The sequence below is a fragment of the Streptomyces sp. CA-181903 genome (assembly GCF_050937075.1).
Lineage (GTDB): Bacteria > Actinomycetota > Actinomycetes > Streptomycetales > Streptomycetaceae > Streptomyces.
The window spans coordinates 5,370,557-5,390,677 of record NZ_JBNJLY010000001.1 but is presented as its reverse complement, the minus strand read 5'-3'; the positions used below and the strand labels follow the sequence as shown (position 1 = coordinate 5,390,677).

Annotated in this window: 14 protein-coding genes, 3 tRNA genes and 1 pseudogene; 9 read left to right on the top strand and 9 right to left on the bottom strand. The window is 72.1% G+C overall.

The window, feature by feature from the left end; genetic code table 11:
• Positions 1–5: 5 nt before the first annotated feature.
• From ACQEVS_RS24145 to ACQEVS_RS24120, 6 genes are all read right to left on the bottom strand, one after another.
• A tRNA-Glu gene (locus ACQEVS_RS24145) sits at positions 6–78 on the bottom strand.
• A gap of 61 nt (positions 79–139) precedes the next feature.
• A tRNA-Glu gene (locus ACQEVS_RS24140) sits at positions 140–212 on the bottom strand.
• A gap of 81 nt (positions 213–293) precedes the next feature.
• Positions 294–365: transfer RNA gene (locus tag ACQEVS_RS24135), tRNA-Gln, on the bottom strand.
• Positions 366–585: 220 nt separating this feature from the next.
• On the bottom strand, positions 586–2,058 hold the full coding sequence (gltX, locus tag ACQEVS_RS24130; protein WP_433023580.1) for a glutamate--tRNA ligase: 1,473 nt from the start codon (positions 2,056–2,058) through the stop codon (positions 586–588).
• Positions 2,051–2,833 (bottom strand): fumarylacetoacetate hydrolase family protein, encoded by a 783-nt coding sequence (locus ACQEVS_RS24125; RefSeq protein ID WP_433023579.1) that lies wholly within the window; start codon positions 2,831–2,833, stop codon positions 2,051–2,053. The genes gltX and ACQEVS_RS24125 overlap by 8 nt, the downstream gene beginning before the upstream one ends.
• A gap of 170 nt (positions 2,834–3,003) precedes the next feature.
• Positions 3,004–3,192 (bottom strand): hypothetical protein, encoded by a 189-nt coding sequence (locus tag ACQEVS_RS24120; protein WP_433023578.1) that lies wholly within the window; start codon positions 3,190–3,192, stop codon positions 3,004–3,006.
• Between the two features lie 563 nt (positions 3,193–3,755).
• On the opposite strand from ACQEVS_RS24120, the gene ACQEVS_RS24115 reads away from it, so the two are divergent.
• The 8 genes and pseudogenes from ACQEVS_RS24115 (at position 3,756) to ACQEVS_RS24080 (ending at position 14,273) form a co-directional block, all read left to right on the top strand.
• Complete coding sequence (locus tag ACQEVS_RS24115; RefSeq protein WP_433023577.1) at positions 3,756–7,586, top strand: nitrate- and nitrite sensing domain-containing protein; 3,831 nt, start codon at positions 3,756–3,758, stop codon at positions 7,584–7,586.
• 107 nt (positions 7,587–7,693) lie between these two features.
• A complete protein-coding gene (locus ACQEVS_RS24110; protein ID WP_433027850.1) occupies positions 7,694–8,107 on the top strand; it encodes a roadblock/LC7 domain-containing protein in 414 nt (137 codons plus the stop codon).
• 103 nt (positions 8,108–8,210) lie between these two features.
• Entirely contained in the window at positions 8,211–8,618 is a 408-nt protein-coding gene (locus ACQEVS_RS24105; RefSeq protein WP_185941253.1) for a DUF742 domain-containing protein, read from the top strand.
• Positions 8,599–9,180 carry a GTP-binding protein gene (locus ACQEVS_RS24100; protein WP_185941252.1) on the top strand — a complete coding sequence of 194 codons (582 nt, stop codon included), beginning with the start codon at positions 8,599–8,601 and terminating at the stop codon, positions 9,178–9,180. Before ACQEVS_RS24105 ends, ACQEVS_RS24100 begins: the two co-directional genes overlap by 20 nt.
• 334 nt (positions 9,181–9,514) lie before the next feature.
• Positions 9,515–12,568 (top strand): nitrate- and nitrite sensing domain-containing protein, encoded by a 3,054-nt coding sequence (locus ACQEVS_RS24095; protein WP_433023576.1) that lies wholly within the window; start codon positions 9,515–9,517, stop codon positions 12,566–12,568.
• 1 nt (position 12,569) lies between these two features.
• Positions 12,570–12,992, top strand: a complete 423-nt coding sequence (locus ACQEVS_RS24090; protein ID WP_049717348.1) for a roadblock/LC7 domain-containing protein — start codon at positions 12,570–12,572, stop codon at positions 12,990–12,992.
• Between the two features lie 84 nt (positions 12,993–13,076).
• A pseudogene (locus ACQEVS_RS24085) lies at positions 13,077–13,711 on the top strand (DUF742 domain-containing protein).
• Entirely contained in the window at positions 13,692–14,273 is a 582-nt protein-coding gene (locus tag ACQEVS_RS24080) for a GTP-binding protein (protein WP_049717346.1), read from the top strand. The pseudogene ACQEVS_RS24085 and the gene ACQEVS_RS24080 overlap by 20 nt, the downstream one beginning before the upstream one ends.
• 321 nt (positions 14,274–14,594) lie before the next feature.
• Here ACQEVS_RS24080 and ACQEVS_RS24075 read toward each other — a convergent pair whose 3' ends face one another.
• The 3 genes from ACQEVS_RS24075 to ACQEVS_RS24065 all read right to left on the bottom strand — a co-directional run bounded on the left by ACQEVS_RS24075 (position 14,595) and on the right by ACQEVS_RS24065 (position 18,916).
• Entirely contained in the window at positions 14,595–14,789 is a 195-nt protein-coding gene (locus tag ACQEVS_RS24075; protein ID WP_433023575.1) for an acyl-CoA carboxylase subunit epsilon, read from the bottom strand.
• 18 nt (positions 14,790–14,807) lie between these two features.
• Entirely contained in the window at positions 14,808–16,391 is a 1,584-nt protein-coding gene (locus ACQEVS_RS24070; protein WP_433023574.1) for an acyl-CoA carboxylase subunit beta, read from the bottom strand.
• Positions 16,392–16,588: 197 nt separating this feature from the next.
• Positions 16,589–18,916, bottom strand: a complete 2,328-nt coding sequence (locus tag ACQEVS_RS24065; RefSeq protein ID WP_433023573.1) for a polysaccharide lyase 8 family protein — start codon at positions 18,914–18,916, stop codon at positions 16,589–16,591.
• 497 nt (positions 18,917–19,413) lie between these two features.
• On the opposite strand from ACQEVS_RS24065, the gene ACQEVS_RS24060 reads away from it, so the two are divergent.
• Complete coding sequence (locus ACQEVS_RS24060; protein WP_433023572.1) at positions 19,414–20,082, top strand: YceI family protein; 669 nt, start codon at positions 19,414–19,416, stop codon at positions 20,080–20,082.
• Positions 20,083–20,121 lie beyond the last annotated feature (39 nt).

The following is a 20,121-nucleotide window of genomic DNA, read 5'->3' as shown; positions in this document are numbered from 1 at the left end:
ACCAGTACCCCCGACCGGATTCGAACCGGCGCTACCGCCTTGAGAGGGCGGCGTGCTAGGCCGCTACACAACGGGGGCCCTAGCGATCCATCGACATCGCCTCCGGAATTTCTCCGGATGGTGACGGATTCAGGATCAGTACCCCCGACCGGATTCGAACCGGCGCTACCGCCTTGAGAGGGCGGCGTGCTAGGCCGCTACACAACGGGGGCTCGCACTTCGCATTTTGCGCTTTCGCGCGGCTTCTACTTTATCAGTAGATTCGCCAGAGAATTTCCAGTGAATTTCTCTTGCTGGGGTACCAGGACTCGAACCTAGACTAAGTGAACCAGAATCACTCGTGCTGCCAATTACACCATACCCCACCAGAACTCGACCCCCCTGAAGGGGTCTTGCTCGGCTCGCGCCCTCCGCTCCGGCCTCTCGGCCCTCCCGGGCGGCGCAGGAAGAACATTACCCGAAGGTGGACGGGGCACCAAAATCGATAACCCGGGCCGGTGCCCGGGCCGCCTCCGGGACGCGGCGAAGGGCCTCGGAGGCCGCCTGCGCGGCTTCCGGGGCCCTTCGGGGCGCGCGTGGAGGCCGTCAGGCGGCCAGCTTCGCCAGGGCGGCGTCCACGCGCTCCAGCGTCCGCTCGCGGCCGAGGGCCTCCAGCGACTCGAAGAGTGGCAGGCCGACCGTGCGGCCGGTGACGGCCACCCGGACCGGGGCCTGGGCCTTGCCGAGCTTGAGGCCGTGCTCCTCGCCGGCGGCGACGACGGCGGCCTTCAGGGCCTCGGCGTTCCACTCGGCGCCGGCCAGCTTCTCGCGGGCGGTCCGGAGCAGGGCGTCCGAGCCCTCCTTCATGGCCTTGGCCCAGGACGCCTCGTCCTCCACCGGGCGGTCGAGGAAGAGGAAGTCCACGTTGGCCGTGATGTCGGAGAGGACCGTGAGGCGCGTCTGGGCCAGCGGGGCCAGCTCCGCGAAGGCGGCGGCGTCGAACGCCTCAGGCGCCCAGGGGGCGTGCGGGGCGCGCAGCCACGGCTCGCACGCCGCGACGAAGTCCTTCACGTCCAGCCGGCGGATGTGGTCGGCGTTGATGGCCTCGGCCTTCTTGAGGTCGAAGCGGGCCGGGTTGGCGTTGACGTCCTTGATGTCGAACGCCGCGACCATCTCGTCCATCGAGAAGAGGTCCTGGTCGGCCGAGAGGGACCAGCCGAGCAGCGAGAGGTAGTTGAGCAGACCCTCCGGCAGGAAGCCGCGCTCCCGGTAGAGGTTGAGGGAGGACTGCGGGTCGCGCTTGGAGAGCTTCTTGTTGCCCTCGCCCATGACGTACGGCAGGTGGCCGAACTCCGGGACGCCCTTGGCGACGCCCAGCTCCATCAGCGCCTTGTAGAGGGCGATCTGCCGCGGGGTGGAGGACAGCAGGTCCTCGCCGCGCAGCACGTGGGTGATCTCCATCAGCGCGTCGTCGACGGGGTTGACGAGCGTGTACAGCGGGGCGCCGTTGGCCCGGACGATGCCGAAGTCCGGCACGTTCTCCGGGGTGAAGGTGAGCTCGCCGCGGACCAGGTCGGTGAAGGTGATCGGCTCGTCGGGCATCCGGAAGCGGACGATCGACGGGCGGCCCTCGGCCTCGTAGGCGGCCTTCTGCTCGGGGCTCACGACCCGGCACTTGCCGTCGTAGCCGGACGGCTTGCCGGCGGCGCGGGCGGCCTCGCGGCGGGCGTCGAGCTCCTCGGTGGTGCAGTAGCAGTGGTAGGCGTGGCCCGCGTCCAGCAGCTTCCGCGCCACATCCCGGTAGATGTCCATGCGCTGCGACTGGCGGTAGGGCGCGTGGGGGCCGCCGACCTCGGGGCCCTCGTCCCAGTCGAAGCCCAGCCACCGCATCGCGCCGAGGAGCTGCTCGTACGACTCCTCGGAGTCGCGGGCCGCGTCGGTGTCCTCGATGCGGAAGACCAGGGTGCCGCCGTGGTGGCGGGCGAACGCCCAGTTGAAGAGGGCGGTGCGGACCAGGCCCACGTGGGGGTTGCCGGTCGGCGAGGGACAGAAACGTACGCGGGGGGTCGCGTTAGCCACGCTTGATCACCTTGTTGGTGAGAGTGCCGATGCCTTCGATGGTGACGGCGACCTCGTCGCCGTCGTGCAGGGGTCCGACCCCGGCGGGGGTGCCGGTGAGGACGACGTCGCCGGGGAGCAGCGTCATCGCCTCGGTGATGTGGACGATGAGCTCCTCGACGGAGCGCAGCATCTGGGCGGTGCGGCCGCTCTGCCGCAGCTCGCCGTTGACCGTGCAGGTGATCGCCAGGTCGCTCGGGTCGACCTCGGTCTCGATCCAGGGGCCGAGCGGGCAGGAGGAGTCGAAGCCCTTGGCGCGGGCCCACTGCTTCTCGCGCTGCTGGACGTCGCGGGCGGTGACGTCGTTGGCGCAGGTGTAGCCGAGGATGACGTCCTTGACGCGCTCGCGCGGGACCTCGCGGCACATGCGGCCGATGACCACGGCCAGCTCGGCCTCGTGGTGGAGGTCGCTGCTGAAGGACGGGTACGCGATGGGGTCGCCCGGGCCGACGACGGAGGTCGACGGCTTGAAGAAGGCGACGGGCACCTCGGGGACCTCGTTGCCCAGCTCGGCGGCGTGCTCGGCGTAGTTGCGGCCGATGGCCACGACCTTGCTGGGCAGCACGGGCGGGAGCAGGCGGACCTTGCTCAGCGGCACCTTGGTGCCGGAGCGTTCGAAGTCGCCGTAGGGAATGCCCTTGATGATGTCGAGGACGGGACCGCCCTCGGTGGAGGCGTCCCCCTCGACCACGCCGTAGCCGACGTTGCCGTCGATGGAGAATCTGGCGATGCGCACGGGAAGCTGAGCCCCTCACTGATCCGGCCGGAGTCTGACACTTCAGGCTATCGCGGGGGCCGTGCGCGCTCCGTGCGCGGCGTTCGGCCGGGCGATCCGGCCGGGACGGGACGGACGAGGGGCCCGCCGGATCCGGCGGGCCCCTCGGGGGCTCCTGGGGCGCGGGCCCGTCAGTCCTCGACGAGGACCGGCGCGGGGGCGGTCATCAGGATGGTGCGGCGCGGGTTGGCGGTGACCGTGGGGAGCTCGACCGCGTGCTGCGGGCGCTCGGCCTCGAAGAGCGCCTTGGCATCCTCGAGGTTCGCGAGCGTGGTGCGGCGCGGGTTGGCGGTCTTCCGGGAGGGGCTGGTGGTCTTCACTGTGCGGTTGCCTCGCGTTGTCTCTGGTGTCGTCGGTCTCATCGTCGCGGTCGTCGCGGGCTTCGGGGCGGCCGGCCGCGGCCTCACGGGTCGTCCGCGGGTGCCGGCAGGTCGTCGTCACGTCCGCGCAAGGATCCAGGCTAGGCGCGCCTTTCCCCGCCATACCGAGCGGGATGCGAGGTGTCACCTGTGAGTTTCCTCACGAACCTTGGGATAAATGTCGCATAACCGTCACCACCGCTGCCTGTACGAAACGGACATCGCCGGACTGAAGCTGACGTTCCGCTCCTGATCATGGCGACTGGGACAGGTCGCACAGCGCGATGAGATGCGGAACATTCGCCCGCGTAAGTCCGAATTGATAGGAGTGGACCCTCCACGGAGAGCGACGGCACGAGCTACCGTCCGTGACCGATCCGCGGTGGGACGCACCGGCCTTGTTGGCGCATCCGGCACTGTGCTGGAATTCCACGGACCGCCAGGGGGGCACCGCGGTCCCCCCACGACTCGACACCGTTCCTCCGCTCGCCGGGGGAACGCCTGGTCCAGAGGTTGCGACGCTAGTGCAGGGACGTTTCAAGAGGGATGGCAGCGCTGCGGCGGAGCCGGAGCCGCACGGTGCGGCGACAGGCGGCGACCGCGGCACGCCCGTCGACGCGCCGGCCGGCGGCGAATCCGCCGACGGCAGCAAGGCGAAGGGCAAGGCGAAGGCCCCCAGCGGGCCGGGCTCACGAATAGCCCTGCGCAACTGGCGAATCAGTACCCGTCTGGTGTCCCTGCTCGCCCTGCCCGTCGTCGCCGCGACGACCCTGGGCGCGCTGCGCATCGACAGCTCGCTGCAGGACGTCGATCAGCTCGATCACATGAAGCTGCTGACCGACATGACCAGCGTGGCCACCGACCTCGCCAACGCGCTCCAGGAGGAGCGCGACCGGTCCGCCGCCCCGCTGATCCTCCACGACCCGAAGAACGACGACGTCGTGGCCCCGCGCCAGCGGACCGACAAGGCGATCGAGGAGTTCAAGAAGCTCACCGAGCGGGTCAAGCCGGACGACGACACCACGATCGGCGTCAACGCCACGCTGGTGCAGATCTCCCGGCAGCTCCAGGACATCCAGAAGTACCGCAACACCGCGTACGACGACCCGAACCAGATCTCGCGGACCGTCAACGCCTACAACGGTCTCGTCAGCTCGCTGATCACGCTCTCCCAGGACATGGCCCTGGCGTCCAGCAACAGCGAGATGATCGCCTCCACCCGCGCCCTGGCCTCGTTCTCCTCCGCCAAGGAGTACGCGTCCATGCAGCGCGCGCTGATCAGCGCCGCCCTCGCCCGCTCGCCGCACGACCTCTCCCCGAACGACCGCCTCTTCGGCCAGTCCGCGTTCACCGGCGAGGACCAGGCGTACAAGCGCTTCCTCCGCGTCCACGGCGACACGGACCGGGAGCTGCTCCAGGGCCTGAACGGCGGCACCTACGACATCTCGCAGGCCAACGCCTACGCCGAGCGCGTGCTGATGCGCGGCGACGGCCTGCGCGGCGCGGACAGCCTCACCTACCGCGACTGGTTCGACCGCGACAGCGTCAAGATCGCGGAGATGTCCAAGATCGAGACCACGCTCCTCAACGAGATGGAGCAGAAGGCCCTCGAACTCCGCGACGACGCCCAGCAGGAGGCGTACCTCAACGGTGCGCTGATCATCCTCGTCCTCGGCATCTCGCTGGTCGGCGCCTTCGTCGTGGCCCGGTCCATGGTGCGCTCGCTGCGCCGGCTCCAGGACACCGCGCAGAAGGTCGCCCAGGAACGCCTGCCCGAGCTGGTCAAGCAGCTCTCCGAGGCCGACCCGCAGGACGTGGACACCTCCGTGGAGTCCGTCGGCGTGCACAGCCGCGACGAGATCGGCAAGGTGGCCGCGGCCTTCGACGACGTGCACCGCGAGGCCGTCCGCCTCGCCGCCGAGCAGGCCCTCCTCCGGGGCAACGTCAACGCGATGTTCACCAACCTCTCGCGGCGGTCGCAGGGCCTCATCCAGCGTCAGCTCTCGCTCATCTCCGAACTGGAGTCCCGCGAGGCCGACCCGGACCAGCTGTCCTCGCTGTTCAAGCTCGACCACCTCGCGACCCGCATGCGCCGTAACGGTGAGAACCTCCTCGTTCTCGCCGGTGAGGAGCCCGGCCGCCGGTGGACCCGGCCCGTCCCGCTCGTCGACGTGCTCCGCGCCGCCGCGTCCGAGGTGGAGCAGTACGAGCGCATCGAACTCACCGGTGTGCCGCCGACCGAGGTCGCCGGCCGCGTCGTCAACGACCTCGTGCACCTCCTCGCCGAGCTGCTGGAGAACGCGACGTCGTTCTCCTCGCCGCAGACCAAGGTCAAGGTCACCGGCCACGCCCTGCCCGACGGCCGGGTGCTGGTCGAGATCCACGACACCGGCATCGGCCTGTCCCAGGAGGACCTGGCGGCGATCAACGAGCGGCTGGCCAGCCCGCCGACCGTGGACGTCTCCGTCTCCCGGCGCATGGGCCTGTTCGTGGTCGGCCGCCTGTCCCTGCGACACGGCATCCGCATCCAGCTCCGCCCGTCGGACTCCGGCGGCACCACCGCGCTCGTCATGCTGCCGGTCGACGTCGCCCAGGGCGGCAAGAAGCCCGGCCCCGGCGCGCCCGGCGGCCCCGGTCTGCCCGGCGGCGGCGCCCCCGGCGGCATGCCCGGCACGGGCATCCCGGGCGCCCCGGGCATACCCGGCGGCAAGGCCGCGCCCGGCCTGCCCGGTGGTCCCGGCCTGCCCAACGGTCCCGGCGGTGCCCCGCAGGCGCCGGCCCGCGACCGCGGTCAGCTGCCGCCCAAGGGCCCGCGCCCGCCGGCCAATCCGTCGCGGGCCGGCGGCCTGACCCAGAGCGGTCTGCCGACGCGCGTCCCCGGCGCCACCCCGGGCGCGGGCGCGCCGACCGGCGGCCCCAGCCTCTTCGACGCCCCGCCGCACGCCGGCGCGGGTGACGACGCCTCCTCCGGCGGCAAGGGCGCCGACGGCCGGTCCGGGCTGCCGCCGCGCGGCAAGCGGCCCGCCGTGATCGCGCCGGTCGGCAACGGCCGCCGCCCGCAGGCGCCGCAGCGCGGCGAGGGCACCGGCCCGGACCTGCCCGTCCGCGGCGGGAACGAGGCCGGCGGGGCCGGCAAGGGCGGCCTGCCCAAGCGCGGCGACCGTACGACCACGCCCGGCGGGCTCCCGGTCCGGGGCGCCGGTACGCCGTCCGGCCTGCCCGAACTGCCCGGCCGCGGCGGCGAGGAGAAGCCCGGCACCGGCGGCCTGCCCCAGCGCGGCGCCGCCGCGACCGGCCTGCCCCCGCGCAACGCGCTCTCCGGACTGCCCAAGCGCGGCGACCGCAAGACCAACCCCGCCGAGCCGCCGGCCCGTCCGGCGCCGAGCTGGGGCAACGACCCCTCCCCCGCCGCGCCGGTGGACGACTGGCCGCTGGCCTCGAACGGTTCCTCGCGCGCCGCGCAGGACACCCCGCGCGGCCACGACAGCGTCGAGGCCCCCGAGCGCGCCGAAGGACCGTCCGCCACCGGGCAGTTCCCGCAGCTCGCGCCCGTACCGGAGCCCGAGAACAGCAGCACCGGACGCCACGCGCTGCCCACCGCCCCCGGTGGTGACGCGGACGGTCCGGGCCACACCGGGCAGTTCCCGCGCCTGGCGCCCGTGCCCGAGCCGGAGAGCAGCAGCACCGGACGGCACGCGCTGCCCTCCCGTGACACCGCCTCCCCGGCCGACCCGGGCAGCACCGCCGCCTTCCCGCAGCTGGCACCCGTGCCGGACGCCGACGGCACCGGGCGGATCGTTCCGCCTGCCGGTGCCGGCCGCTTCGGGCAGCAGGACACCGGACGGCAGGACACCGGGCAGTTCGAGACGGGGCAGTTCGACACGGGCCGGTTCGACACCGGGCAGTTCGACACCGGCCGGAACGGTGTCGGGTCCAACACGCGGGACGGCGGCACGCGCCACGACGGCACCCAGGAGACGACACCGCTCTTCCAGGAGCTGGAGTCGCACTGGTTCCAGGACCAGGAGACCCGCGAGCGGGCGCCGGAGCCGGCGGCCGAGCCCGAGGCGCCCCGCGGCCTGCCGCGCCGGGCCCCGCGCGCGGAGGCCCCCGCGGCCCCACCGCCCCCGACGTCACGGCGCAGACCCCGCTGCCGGACTGGCGCGAGTCGCCCAACGACGAGCGCTGGCGCCGGGCCGAGCAGGTCCGGGTGCCCGCGGCGGACGGAACCACCTCGTCGGGTCTGCCCCGCCGGGTGCCCCGGGCCAACCTCGTCGAGGGAACGGCCCAGCAGCAGGCCCTGCCGGAGGGGCCGCAGGTCTCCCGCGCGCCCGACGACGTGCGCGGCCGGCTGACCAACCTCCGTCGGGGCATCCAGCAAGGACGTCAGGCCGGCACCAGCCCGGCCACCGGTAGCCACCACGGTGGCCCCACCTACCAGCAGGAGCGTTAGTTGAGTCCGATGAGCCAGGCGGCGCAGAATCTGAACTGGTTGATCACCAGTTTCGTGGAGAGCACCCCAGGTGTGTCCCACACCGTCGTGGTCTCCGCCGACGGACTGCTGCTGGCCATGTCCGAGGGGTTCCCCCGGGACCGCGCGGACCAGCTGGCGGCGGTGGCCTCCGGCCTGACCTCCCTGACGGCCGGTGCCTCGCGCATCTTCGAGGGCGGGCCCGTCAACCAGACCGTGGTGGAGATGGAGCGCGGCTTCCTCTTCATCATGTCCATCTCCGACGGCTCCTCGCTGGCCGTGCTGGCGCACCCCGAGTGCGACATCGGCCTCGTCGGCTACGAGATGGCCCTGCTGGTCGACCGCGCGGGCAACGTGCTGACGCCCGACCTCCGCGCCGAACTGCAGGGAAGCCTGCTGAACTGACCGTAGACCCACCGCAAGCCCCGTCCGACCGTACGGCCGAAAGCTCCCACCGGCCCCCGCTCGACGGCATCATTGCCTTCCTGCTGTCCCGCCCGGAGGATTCATGACCCCGCCCGTCTCGCCCGGCCCGTACGGCGCCTCGCACCACATGCCGTACGGGAGTGAAGGCGACCAGCCACTGGTCCGTCCCTACGCCATGACGGGCGGCCGGACCCGGCCGCGCTACCAGCTCGCCATCGAGGCGCTGGTCAGCTCGACCGCCGACCCGGCCCAGCTGGGCAATCTGCTGCCCGAGCACCAGCGGATCTGCCACCTCTGCCGTGAGGTGAAGTCGGTCGCGGAGGTCTCCGCGCTGCTGAACATGCCGCTCGGCGTGGCGCGGATCCTGGTGGCCGACCTGGCGGAGGCCGGGATGGTGGCGATCCATCAGCCGGGCGGCGGCGGCGAGGCCGGCGGAACGCCGGATGTGACACTGCTCGAAAGGGTGCTCAGTGGACTTCGGAAGCTCTAGCGGGACCACCGGTCGCGCCACGACCTCCGCGAAGATCGTGGTGGCCGGCGGTTTCGGCGTGGGCAAGACCACGTTCGTCGGCGCCGTCTCGGAGATCAGCCCGCTGCGCACCGAGGCCGTGATGACGTCCGCTTCGGCGGGCATCGACGATCTGAGCCACGTCCAGGACAAGACGACGACCACCGTCGCCATGGACTTCGGCCGCATCACGCTGGACGACGACCTGATCCTGTACCTGTTCGGCACCCCCGGGCAGGACCGGTTCTGGTTCATGTGGGACGACCTGGTCCGCGGCGCCATCGGCGCGGTCGTCCTGGTCGACACCCGCCGCCTCGCCGACTGCTTCCCCGCGGTCGACTACTTCGAGAACAGCGGCCTGCCCTTCGTCATCGCCCTCAACGGCTTCCACGGAGAGCAGCCCTACTCCCCCGAAGAGGTGCGCGAGGCGCTGCAGATCGGGCCGGACGCGCCCATCATCACCACCGACGCGCGGCATCGGAACGAGGCGAAGAGCGCGCTCATCACGCTCGTCGAGCACGCCCTGATGGCGCGGCTGAAGTAGCCGGCGGGAGCGGGCGGCCATGTGGGATGTGCCACGGGCCGCCCCCGGGCTTCATAACGTTTCGACAGAGAATTGACCGGGGCGCGACAGGCCCGCCACCACGGGCCGCAGCCGTCCGGTTCCCCTCCGCACATGTTTCGCCCGCCTTTTGGCGCCGCTCGCTCTTAATGCCCGTTTTATGTCGGGCGGATCCCCCCGGCCGTCGGTTCTGCCCACTGTTTGGAACGCACTGGTCCGGCGTGCTGGAATTTCCCGAACTGGGCCGTCGTGGCCCAGCCGAAAGACGGCACGACGTCCCCGACGTCGGTGCCGACGCCGAGAGGTTGTTGGACGAGTGAGGCGAAGAAAGACCGGCACCGCGCAGCAGGCGAAGGACGCGCGGGGCAACTTCACACCGCCGTCGCAGGCCGCGGTGGAGTCCTCGGACGTTCCCCGTACCCCCGGCGCACCCAGCGGCGGTGGCGGACGGCTCTCGCCCCGCAACTGGCGGGTGGCCACCCGGCTGAACGCGATCCTCCTCATCCCGGTGCTGGTCGCCCTGGTCTTCGGTGGTCTCGGCATCAAGAACTCGGTCGACACCTGGACCGAGGCCGAGGACGCGGCCGACACCGCCCGCGTGGTGCGGGCCGCGGCCGACTACGCCCAGGCGATCGTCGACGAGCGCGACAAGAGCGTCATCCCCCTGCTGGCGAAGCAGCACGAGGACGAGAACGTCAAGAAGGCCCGGGAGGCGACGGATTCCGCCCAGGCCGCCTTCAACGACACCGTCCGCTCCATGCCCGACACCCCCAGCCTGCAGCGCCGGCTGGCGGCGGTCCGGGACGCGGAGAAGAAGCTGCCGCAGATCCGGAAGACCGCCTACGCCTCCGAGGCCGCGAAGACCGAGGACGCGTACGGCTCCATCCAGCGTCCGCTGATGGCGTTCACCAACGAACTCGGCCTGGGCACCGGCACCGTCACCTCGTACGGCCGCATGGTCTACGCCGTCTCGCTGGCCAAGGCCGCCGAGTCGCTGCAGCGGTCCATGGGTACGCACCTGCTGGCCAAGCCGGACATGTCCGCCAAGGACCGGCGCTTCCTGCTGACCTCCTTCTCCTCGTACAACTTCCTGGAGTACATCGCCTCCGACGAGTACACGACGGGTGGCACCCAGGAGGACATCGACCGGCTGAAGAACACCTTCAAGGAGAAGGCGCAGGTCGAGCAGCAGAACAAGATGGCGCTCGCCATCATGTCCGGCGAGTCCCCGGAGAAGCTGAAGACCCTGGGCATCACCCCGGAGTCCTGGTACACCACGGCCACCGGGAAGTTCGACGCCTACCGCGACGTCGAGTCGCACCTCGCCGACCACGCGGTGGACCAGGCGTCGCAGGTCGCCTCGGACGCCCGGCAGGACGCCATCGTCAACGCCTCGATCATGATCGTCGCGCTGCTCGCCGCGTTCTTCGTCGCCGGGCGCATCGCCCGCTCGATGAGCCGCAGCATGCGCCGGCTGCGCGGTGCCGCCTTCGAGGTGGCCGAGCAGCGGCTGCCGGCCCTGGTCGACCAGCTCTCGCGCACCGAGCCGGGCCGGATCGACACCCGGGTGCAGCCCATCCCGATCGACACCAAGGACGAGATCGGCGAGGTCGCCCGCGCCTTCGACCAGGTGCACCGGGAGGCCGTCCGGCTCGCCGCCGAGCAGGCCATGCTCCGCGGCAACGTCAACGCGATCTTCACCAACCTCTCCCGCCGCAACCAGAGCCTGATCGAGGGCCAGCTGGAGCTCATCACCGGGCTGGAGAACAACGAGGCCGACCCGGACCAGCTGGAGAACCTCTTCCGGCTCGACCACCTGGCCACCCGTATGCGCCGCAACGGCGAGAACCTCCTCATCCTCGCGGGCGAGGAGCCCGGCCGCCGCTGGGACCAGCCGATCCCGCTGGTGGACGTGTTGCGCGCGGCCTCCTCCGAGGTGGAGGCGTACGAGCGCATCGAGCTGGACGGCGTCTCGGAGGCCGAGATCCACGGTCTCGCCGTGACCGACCTCGTGCACCTCCTCGCCGAGCTGCTGGAGAACGCGACCACGTTCTCCTCCCCGCACACCAAGGTCCGCGTCAACGCCACGCGTCTGCCCGACGGCCGCGTGATGGTCGAGATCCACGACAAGGGCATCGGCCTCACCCCCGAGGACTTCGCGGACATCAACCACAAGCTGGCCAACCCGCCGACCGTGGACGCCACGGTCTCCCAGCGGATGGGTCTCTTCGTGGTCGGCCGGCTGGCCATGCGGCACGGCATCCGCGTCCAGCTCCGCCCCTCGGGCGAGCAGGCCGGCACCACCTCGCTGGTCATGCTCCCCGAGCCCATCACCCATGGTGGCGGCGGCGAGGACGAGCAGTCGGGCGACGACTTCACGGTCTCCCGGATCGTCCCCGAGCAGCAGGCCGGCGCCGTCGGGCCGGCCGGCGGCGTCCGTACCGCCGCGGAGCTGGGCTTCGACGACTCGCGCTACGAGGCGGGCGCGGCCGGCGCCCCGGTGCTCGACCCGCTCGGCCGCTCGCGGCTGCGCGAGGAGCGGCGGGCCGCCCTGGAGGGCGCCCTCGGGGCGCACACCACCGGGCAGTCCGGACAGGACCGGGTCTCGCCGCACCAGGACCAGCAGACTCCGTTCGCCCCGCAGGCCACGGGTGAGCAGCCGTATACGGAAGCCGCCTACAGCGAACAGGGCTTCACCGACCAGCAGACCTACGGCGACTTCAACGCCCCCGCCTACCAAGGCGAGTGGGGCGGGACGGCTCCGGAGGCCACTCCGTACCAGCACGGGTACGCGTCGGGTTACGGAGCGGAATCGGAATCTCAGCCGTCCGCTGACACGGCGCAGCCGGAGCGCGTAGAGTTCGACCGTCCGGGCCCCGCTTCGAGCGGCCCTCCCTCGCTGACCGGGTCCGGTCTGCCGCGCCGCGATCGGCAGTGGCAGCAGCCGGAGACGGGCGAGGAGGCCACGAGGGGCGGCGCAGAACCGGACCGGTCCCAGCAGGACATCTCCCGGCCTCGGAACGAGGGGGACACGTCCGCCGGGCAGTCGGCCAACGACGAGCGCTGGCAGCGCGCCGAGCGGCTCCGGGTGCCGAAGGCGGACGGAACGACTTCCTCCGGTCTCCCGCGCCGGGTGCCCAGGGCCAATCTGGTCGAGGGCAAGGCGGTGGAGACCTCCCAGGGCGGCCCGCAGATATCCCGGGCACCCGAGGACGTCCGCGGCAGGCTCGCCAACCTGCGCCGCGGTGTCCAGCAGGGGCGCAGCGCGGGAACGGACTCCTCGGAGTTCCCCGCGATCACCGCGCAGGAGCAGCAGCAGCAACACGACCAGGGCTTCGGCCCCGGCGGCACCTACGAGCAGGAGCGTTAGTGTGAGCCCGATGAGCCAGGCGGCGCAGAACCTGAACTGGTTGATCACCAGTTTCGTGGAGAACACCCCAGGGGTGTCCCACACCGTCGTGGTCTCCGCCGACGGACTCCTTCTGGCCATGTCCGAAGGGTTTCCGCGGGACCGCGCGGACCAGCTGGCGGCGGTGGCCTCCGGCCTGACCTCCCTGACCGCGGGTGCCTCGCGCATCTTCGAGGGCGGCGCCGTCAACCAGACCGTGGTGGAGATGGAGCGCGGCTTCCTCTTCATCATGTCCATCTCCGACGGCTCCTCGCTGGCCGTGCTGGCGCACCCCGAGTGCGACATCGGCCTCGTCGGCTACGAGATGGCCCTGCTGGTCGACCGCGCGGGCAACGTGCTCACGCCCGACCTCCGCGCCGAACTGCAGGGGAGCCTTCTCAACTAGCAGAGAGACAGTGCGTTTCGCGCCACCGCGCCTTAAGGTGCGGTGGCGCGACCAGCAGCAGACAGGAAAGTCGGAGGAGGAGCCGTGGCAACGCCCCCAGGCGGTTACCCGTATGGCAATGACCAGCAGGAGAACCCGCCGCTGAACCGCTTCAACTTCCCCTCCGCGCCCACCCCCAGGGACCGGTCGGAGGCCCAGCACCCCTCACAGGTGCCCTACACCCCGCAGCCCCCGGCACCGCCGCACGCGGTGCCCGGCGGCGGGTACGCTCCGCCCGGTCACGTCCCGACCGGCCACGTCCCGCCCCCGCGGGGCAGGGCCGGCACGCGGGACAGGGGCCGCAGCACCGGCGTTCGGGGTCGCCGTCGGGTGGCAAGAGCAACCCGTTGGTCCGCCCCTACGCCATGACCGGCGGCCGGACCCGGCCGCGCTACCAGCTCGCCATCGAGGCGCTGGTGCACACCACGGCCCAGCCGGCCCAGCTCCAAGGGCAGTTGCCGGAACACCAGCGCATCTGCCACCTGTGCCGCGAGATCAAGTCGGTAGCCGAGATCTCGGCACTCCTCTCCATCCCGCTCGGCGTCGCCCGAATCCTGGTGGCCGATCTGGCCGAGGCCGGGCTCGTCGCCATTCATCAGCCCGGCGGCGACGCGTCCGCCGGCGGCCAGCCTGACGTGACACTGCTCGAAAGGGTGCTCAGTGGACTTCGGAACCTCTAGCGGCGAGGCAGCCCGCTCCACCACCAGCGCGAAGATCGTGGTGGCCGGTGGTTTCGGCGTGGGCAAGACCACGTTCGTCGGCGCGGTCTCGGAGATCAACCCGCTGCGCACCGAAGCCGTCATGACGTCCGCCTCGGCGGGCATCGACGACCTCACCCACGCGCCGGACAAGACCACGACGACCGTGGCGATGGACTTCGGCCGGATCACCCTGGACCAGGACCTGATCCTCTACCTGTTCGGCACCCCCGGGCAGGACCGGTTCTGGTTCATGTGGGACGACCTGGTCCGCGGTGCCATCGGGGCGGTCGTCCTGGTGGACACGCGGCGTCTCGCCGACTGCTTCCCCGCCGTCGACTACTTCGAGAACAGCGGGCTGCCGTTCGTCATCGCGTTGAACGGCTTCGACGGGCACCAGCCGTACACGCCCGACGAGGTGCGCGAGGCGCTGCAGATCGGGCCGGACGCGCCCATCATCACGACGGACGCTCGGCATCGGAACGAGGCGAAGAGCGCGCTCATCACGCTGGTGGAGCACGCGCTGATGGCGCGGCTGCGGTAGCGCCTGCGGCGGGCTGTGCCCCGGTCCCTCCCCTTCGCCGATTCCTGGGGGGCGAGCCCCCAGACCCCCGCATCGCGGCTTCGCCGCGAGGTCCTCAAACGCCGGACGGGCTGGATTTCGCGCCTCGGCGGGCACTTCAGCCCGTCCGGCGTTTGAGGACAACCGCGCGGAGCGCGGTTTCGGGGTCTGGGGCGCAGCCCCAGGAATCGGCGAAGTGGGGGTCCCCCCTCTGGGGGAGGGACTGGGGCATCCCCCGGCGAAGCCGAAGAAAGGGCCCCGCACTCCTTCCGGAGTGCGGGGCCCTTTCCATGGGCCAGGGCGTCAGCCCCGCCAGCTGTGAGCCGCGGTGAAGCCACCGGACCGCTCCAGGCGCCGCCAGGACGCCGCGGACCGCCGCGGACCGGGCACCGGGGCCGAGGACCCCGCGGACGCCCGGGCGAGCAGCACCGCGGTGACGGCGGCCAGCTCCTCGGGCCCGGCCGTCCCCTTCTCGACGCGAACAAGCGTGTCAGTCATGTCTGCTGAGTCCTTCGGTTACTGGGGCGGATTGCCATGCTTGCGGGACGGCAGATCGGCGTGCTTCGTCGCGAGCATCGCCAGCGACCGGATCAGCACCTGCCGCGTCTCCACCGGATCGATGACGTCGTCCACGAGGCCGCGCTCGGCCGCGTAGTACGGATGCATGAGCTCGGCCTTGTACTCCTTGACCATGCGGGCCCGCATCGCGTCGGGATCGTCGGCGTCCGCGATCTGCTTGCGGAAGATGACGTTGGCGGCGCCCTCGGCGCCCATGACGGCGATCTCGTTGGTGGGCCAGGCGTAGGTGAGGTCGGCGCCGATGGACTGGGAGTCCATGACGATGTAGGCGCCGCCGTACGCCTTGCGGAGGATCACCGAGATGCGCGGCACGGTGGCGTTGCAGTAGGCGTAGAGCAGCTTGGCGCCGTGCCGGATGATGCCGCCGTGCTCCTGGTCGACGCCGGGCAGGAAGCCGGGGACGTCCAGGAGGGTGACGATGGGGATGTTGAACGCATCGCACATTTGGATGAACCGGGCCGCCTTCTCGGACGCCTCGATGTCCAGGACGCCGGCCAGCGACTGCGGCTGGTTGGCGATGATGCCGACGACCTGGCCGTCGAGCCGGGTCAGGGCGCAGATGATGTTGGTGGCCCAGCGTTCGTGGATCTCGAGGTACTCGCCGTCGTCGACGATCTCCTCGATGACCTTGCGCATGTCGTAGGGGCGGTTGCCGTCGGCCGGGACGAGGTCCAGGAGGGCCTCGCCGGTGCGGTCGACGGGGTCCTCGCAGACGACCCGCGGCGGGTTCTCGCGGTTGTTCTGCGGGAGGAGGGACAGCAGGTAGCGGACCTCCTCCAGGCAGGTCTCCTCGTCGTCGTACGCGAAGTGGGCCACGCCGGAGGTCTCGGCGTGCACGTCGGCGCCGCCGAGGCCGTTCTGGGTGATCTCCTCGCCGGTCACCGCGCGGACCACGTCCGGGCCGGTGATGAACATCTGCGAGGTCTCGCGGACCATGAAGACGAAGTCCGTCAGGGCGGGCGAGTAGGCGGCGCCGCCCGCGCACGGGCCGAGCATCACCGAGATCTGCGGGATGACGCCGGACGCCTTGGTGTTCCGCTGGAAGATGCCGCCGTAGCCGGCGAGGGCGGAGACGCCCTCCTGGATGCGGGCGCCGGCGCCGTCGTTGAGCGACACCAGGGGCGCGCCGGCCGCGATGGCCATGTCCATGATCTTGTGGATCTTGGTGGCGTGGGCCTCGCCCAGCGCGCCGCCGAAGATCCGGAAGTCATGGGCGTAGACGAACACGGTCCGGCCGTGGACGGTGCCCCAGCCGGTGACGACCCCGTCGGTGTACGGCTTCTTCGCCTCCAGGCCGAAGCCCGTGGCGCGGTGCCGGCGCAGCGGCTCGACCTCGGAGAAAGAGCCCTCGTCCAGCAGCAGATCGATACGCTCGCGCGCCGTCAGCTTTCCCTTGGCCTTCTGTGCCTGGGTAGCCCGGTCGCTGGGACCACGCCGAACCTGCTCGCGGATGGCGTGCAGCTCGGCGACGCGCCCACGGACGTCACTCGCCTCTTCGGGCGCACCTTCGAGATTGCTCATGGATAGACGGTACGTGGGACCCATGCCGGAACATCATGTCGACTCCGCACAAGGTAGTGCTCGATTTGGTGGGCAAGGAGCACAGAATCGCACTGCGCCCCTACCAGTTGCCCCTGTTCGTCTGGTCTTCCCACGCTGTGGGTAGTCCACAAAACCACTCGGACACACCGCCGCCCGGCCGGGGGCGGGCCGGGGCGTCAGCCGGTCTCGACCTCGCAGCGGTGGGGCAGGCACCGGGTTCCCGGCCGGATCCGCAGCCGCAGTCCGGCCCCGGTGGCGCGTACCTGTACGGACGGGTCGTGGGACACCACCCGGCGCACCGGCCGCGCCCAGGCGAGGTCCACCGGAGCACCCGTGCGCGGGGGTTCGGCGAGGTGGAGGGTCGCGCGCCGGCCGTGCCGGCGGATCAGGACGGCGGCGGGGGCGGACACCGTGAGGGTGCCCACAGTGCCGGGGCGCCAGAAGGCAGCCGCGGTGAGGGCGGGCGTAGCGAGACGCACGGCCTGGAGGTCCGCGGTGTTGGCGAGGACCGTCAGCCGACCGTGGTCGGCGGCACGGGCGGCGACGGCGGCCCGGCTCGCGCCGGGCATCAGCAGGTGGACGAGGGCGGCGCCCTGGGGGTCGGTGCCGTGCGGGTGCCACAGGGTGAGGTAGCGGCGGGTGAGCGGGCGGGCGGAGCCGCCGGAGTTGACGTCCCGCCAGGCGCCGGTGCGGTGTTCGTCCAGGACGCGCACGGGCGCGCCGCCGGGGAGCACCCAGCCGCCGTGCCCCTCCAGGTGGATCCAGTGCGCCCGGCGGAAGAAGGCGTCCCCCGTGCGGCACACGCCGTCCACGGTGAGCCGGGGCGGACCGGTGATCCGCCGGTTGTCGAGCACGGTCTCGACGGGTGTGCCGTCGCGGGCGGTGACGCCGGCGGTGAGGCAGACGACGGCGTCGTCCGCGTACACCCACATCCGGCGCGCCTCCAGGGTGGAGCCGAGCCCCTTGAGGTGCTGGCCGAGGACCGCGTACGTGCCGTCCGAGACGCCGCCCACCCAGCGCGCGTCGGGTCTCGGTTTGCCCCAGGCGCCGCCCTCGTCGTCGGCGAGGCGCTTGGCGGAGACGGTGGTTCCGGGGAGGCGGTACGGGTCGACGGTGGGCCAGAAGCCGTCACCGTACTGGTCCTCGCCGCCGGGCCCCCACCAGAGGAGCATCCCGGCGCCGGTGTGCCAGCCGCGCGGGTTCTCGCCGTTGCCGTTCTCGTAGTGGGCGACGCGGTCGGAGGCCATGGCGAGGGCTGCGGTCCAGCCGGGGCGGCGGTGCACGGCCCGGTCCATGGCGGGGAACAGCCGATGCCCGGCGGGCTCGGGCGCCGCGGGTTCCGGCCCGGCGAGGACGGCCGCGAGCCGGGCCAGGTCGCCGGTGTCGAACTGGGGGTCGGCGAGGAGCGGGGCGGCCGGGTCGCGGGCGGCCCAGCCCTTGATCAGCCCGTGCCACCGGGCGCGCGCGGCGGCGGGTGCGTCCTCGGCGAGCAGGGCGATGGCCGCGACGAGGGCGTGGCCGCGCTGCCGGTCGCTCTGCGGCGGCCCGTCGTCGGTCAGGCCCCGGCTGACGGCGCGGCCGGAGACGGTGTCCGTCACCAGCCCGTGGTGGATCAGCGGGACGAACGCCCGGTCGACGGCGTCGTGGACGAAGCGGCGGCCGGGGCCGGCGACGTCCCAGGCGGAGCCGCGCAGCAGGGCGAGGAGCCGGGCGAGGCCGTCGAGCAGCACCCAGCCGTAGGTGCCGGTGTAGGGGACGGCGGTGTGCTGGAGGAACGATCCGTCGGCGTACAGCCCATCGCCGTGGTCGACATGGGCGAGGACCGGGGTGAGGGCGTCGCGGGCGAGGGCGAGCTTCGCCGGCGCCTCCCCCAGGACGCCGCGCAGGGCGACGACGCGGCAGAGGTCGACGCGGTTGGCGCCGGTGCTGGTGCCGGTGTACGGGCCGAGCAGCGCGTCCGGGACGAAGTGGTCGACGGCCGCGAGCGCGGCGGCGCGCCGGGCGGGCCCGGCCTCGGCGTACAGCAGGGTGAGCGTGTCGAGCAGCAGGCGCGGGGTGCCGATCTGCCATTCCCACCAGTTGCCGTACCGCTCGGTGCCGGGGTGGTAGACGGTCCGGTGGACGTGGTCCAGGCCGGCGAGGACATCGGCGGCGAGCGCCGCGTCGCCGGTGAGCCCGGTGCCGGGCTGCGCGTAGGCCCGCGCCATGACGTGCAGCCGGGCGTGGCTGAGGGTGATCCCGGCGGGCGGGTCGAACGGGGCGTCGGGCCAGAGCGACCCGGGAGCGGACCGCATCCGGGCGCGGTGGGCACGGGCGGTCTCGCCGGTGCGCCGCAGGACCGCGCGGTACGGCTCGGCGGCCGGGTCGAGGCCGGTGCCGAGGAGGAGGTCGCGCCAGCGGTGGCGGAGGGGGGTGAAGGGGGCGCCGGGGCCGAGTGGGCCGCCTGCGAGGGGGGTGGCGAGTGCCGTGGCGAGGAAGGCGCGGCGGGTCCAGGGTGGAGGCATGGTGGTCCTCACGGTGCGGGAGGGCTGCGCGGGACGGCCCACACCGTGCCAGGACGAGCCCGGGCGGCGCAATGAGGCGGGCGCGGGCGCCGTCCGTTCCGCGCCGTCCGCTCCGGACCGCATCCGCCCGCCACCGTCCGCTACCGACGCGGCGGGCGGGCACTCGCCGCGCGCCGGGCCGCCCCCGAGCCGGGCCCGGGGCCCGGGGGCCCGGGGGCCCGAGGACCACGGCCCGGCATCCCGGCGACCCGGCACCCCGACGCCGTAACGCCCCGGCGAGCCGACACCCCAACACCCCCGCACCCCCGCACCCACGCACCCCGGCCGGAAACGCCCTCCCGAAGCGTCCGCACGGGCGCGGAGAATCCCGCCCGGAACCCCACCGATTCAGTTGAATGATGAACCATTCCGCATTACCGTGGAACCGGATCGAGCGATCCGATCGACCCACCCCGCCGGCCCCGCCCGGCCGGCCGTCGACCCGCGAGGAGAACGCCATGGGCCCCTTCACCCGCAAGTCCGCCTCCGACTCCGCCGCCCCCGAGACCCCGGCCGCCGCGAACCCCGCGCTGGCCGCCCTCACCGGCGACTGGACCATCGACCCCGCCCACAGCAGCATCGGCTTCACCGTGCGCCACGCCATGGTCACCAACGTCCGTGGCTCCTTCCACGAGCACCAGGGCGCGCTGCACCTCGACGGAACCGATCCCTCCCGTTCCACCGCCTCCCTCGACATCACCGTCGCGAGCGTGGACACCGGCATGAAGGACCGCGACGCACACCTCCGCAAAGAGGACTTCTTCGACGTCGAACGGTTCCCCCTGATGACCTTCCGCTCCACCTCCGCCGAGGCCCTCGGCGGCGAGCGCTACCGCCTCACGGGTGACCTCACCATCAAGGACGTCACCCGTCCCGTCGCCATCGACCTGGAGTTCAACGGCTCGGCCACCGACGCCTACGGCGCCGAGCGCGTCGGCTTCGAGGGCCGCGCCGAGATACAGCGCTCCGACTGGGGGCTGTCCTGGAACGCGGCCCTGGAGGCCGGCGGCGTCATGATCAGCGACAAGGTGAAGCTGGTCTTCGACATCTCCGCCGTCCGCGCCACGCCTTCAAAGTGGCCCGATCAAGCAGCACCGAGCCCCCACAGCAACCAGATTGACCCATAGCTGTGACCCACCCCACCATCGGTCGGTAGTCTGCCGTGG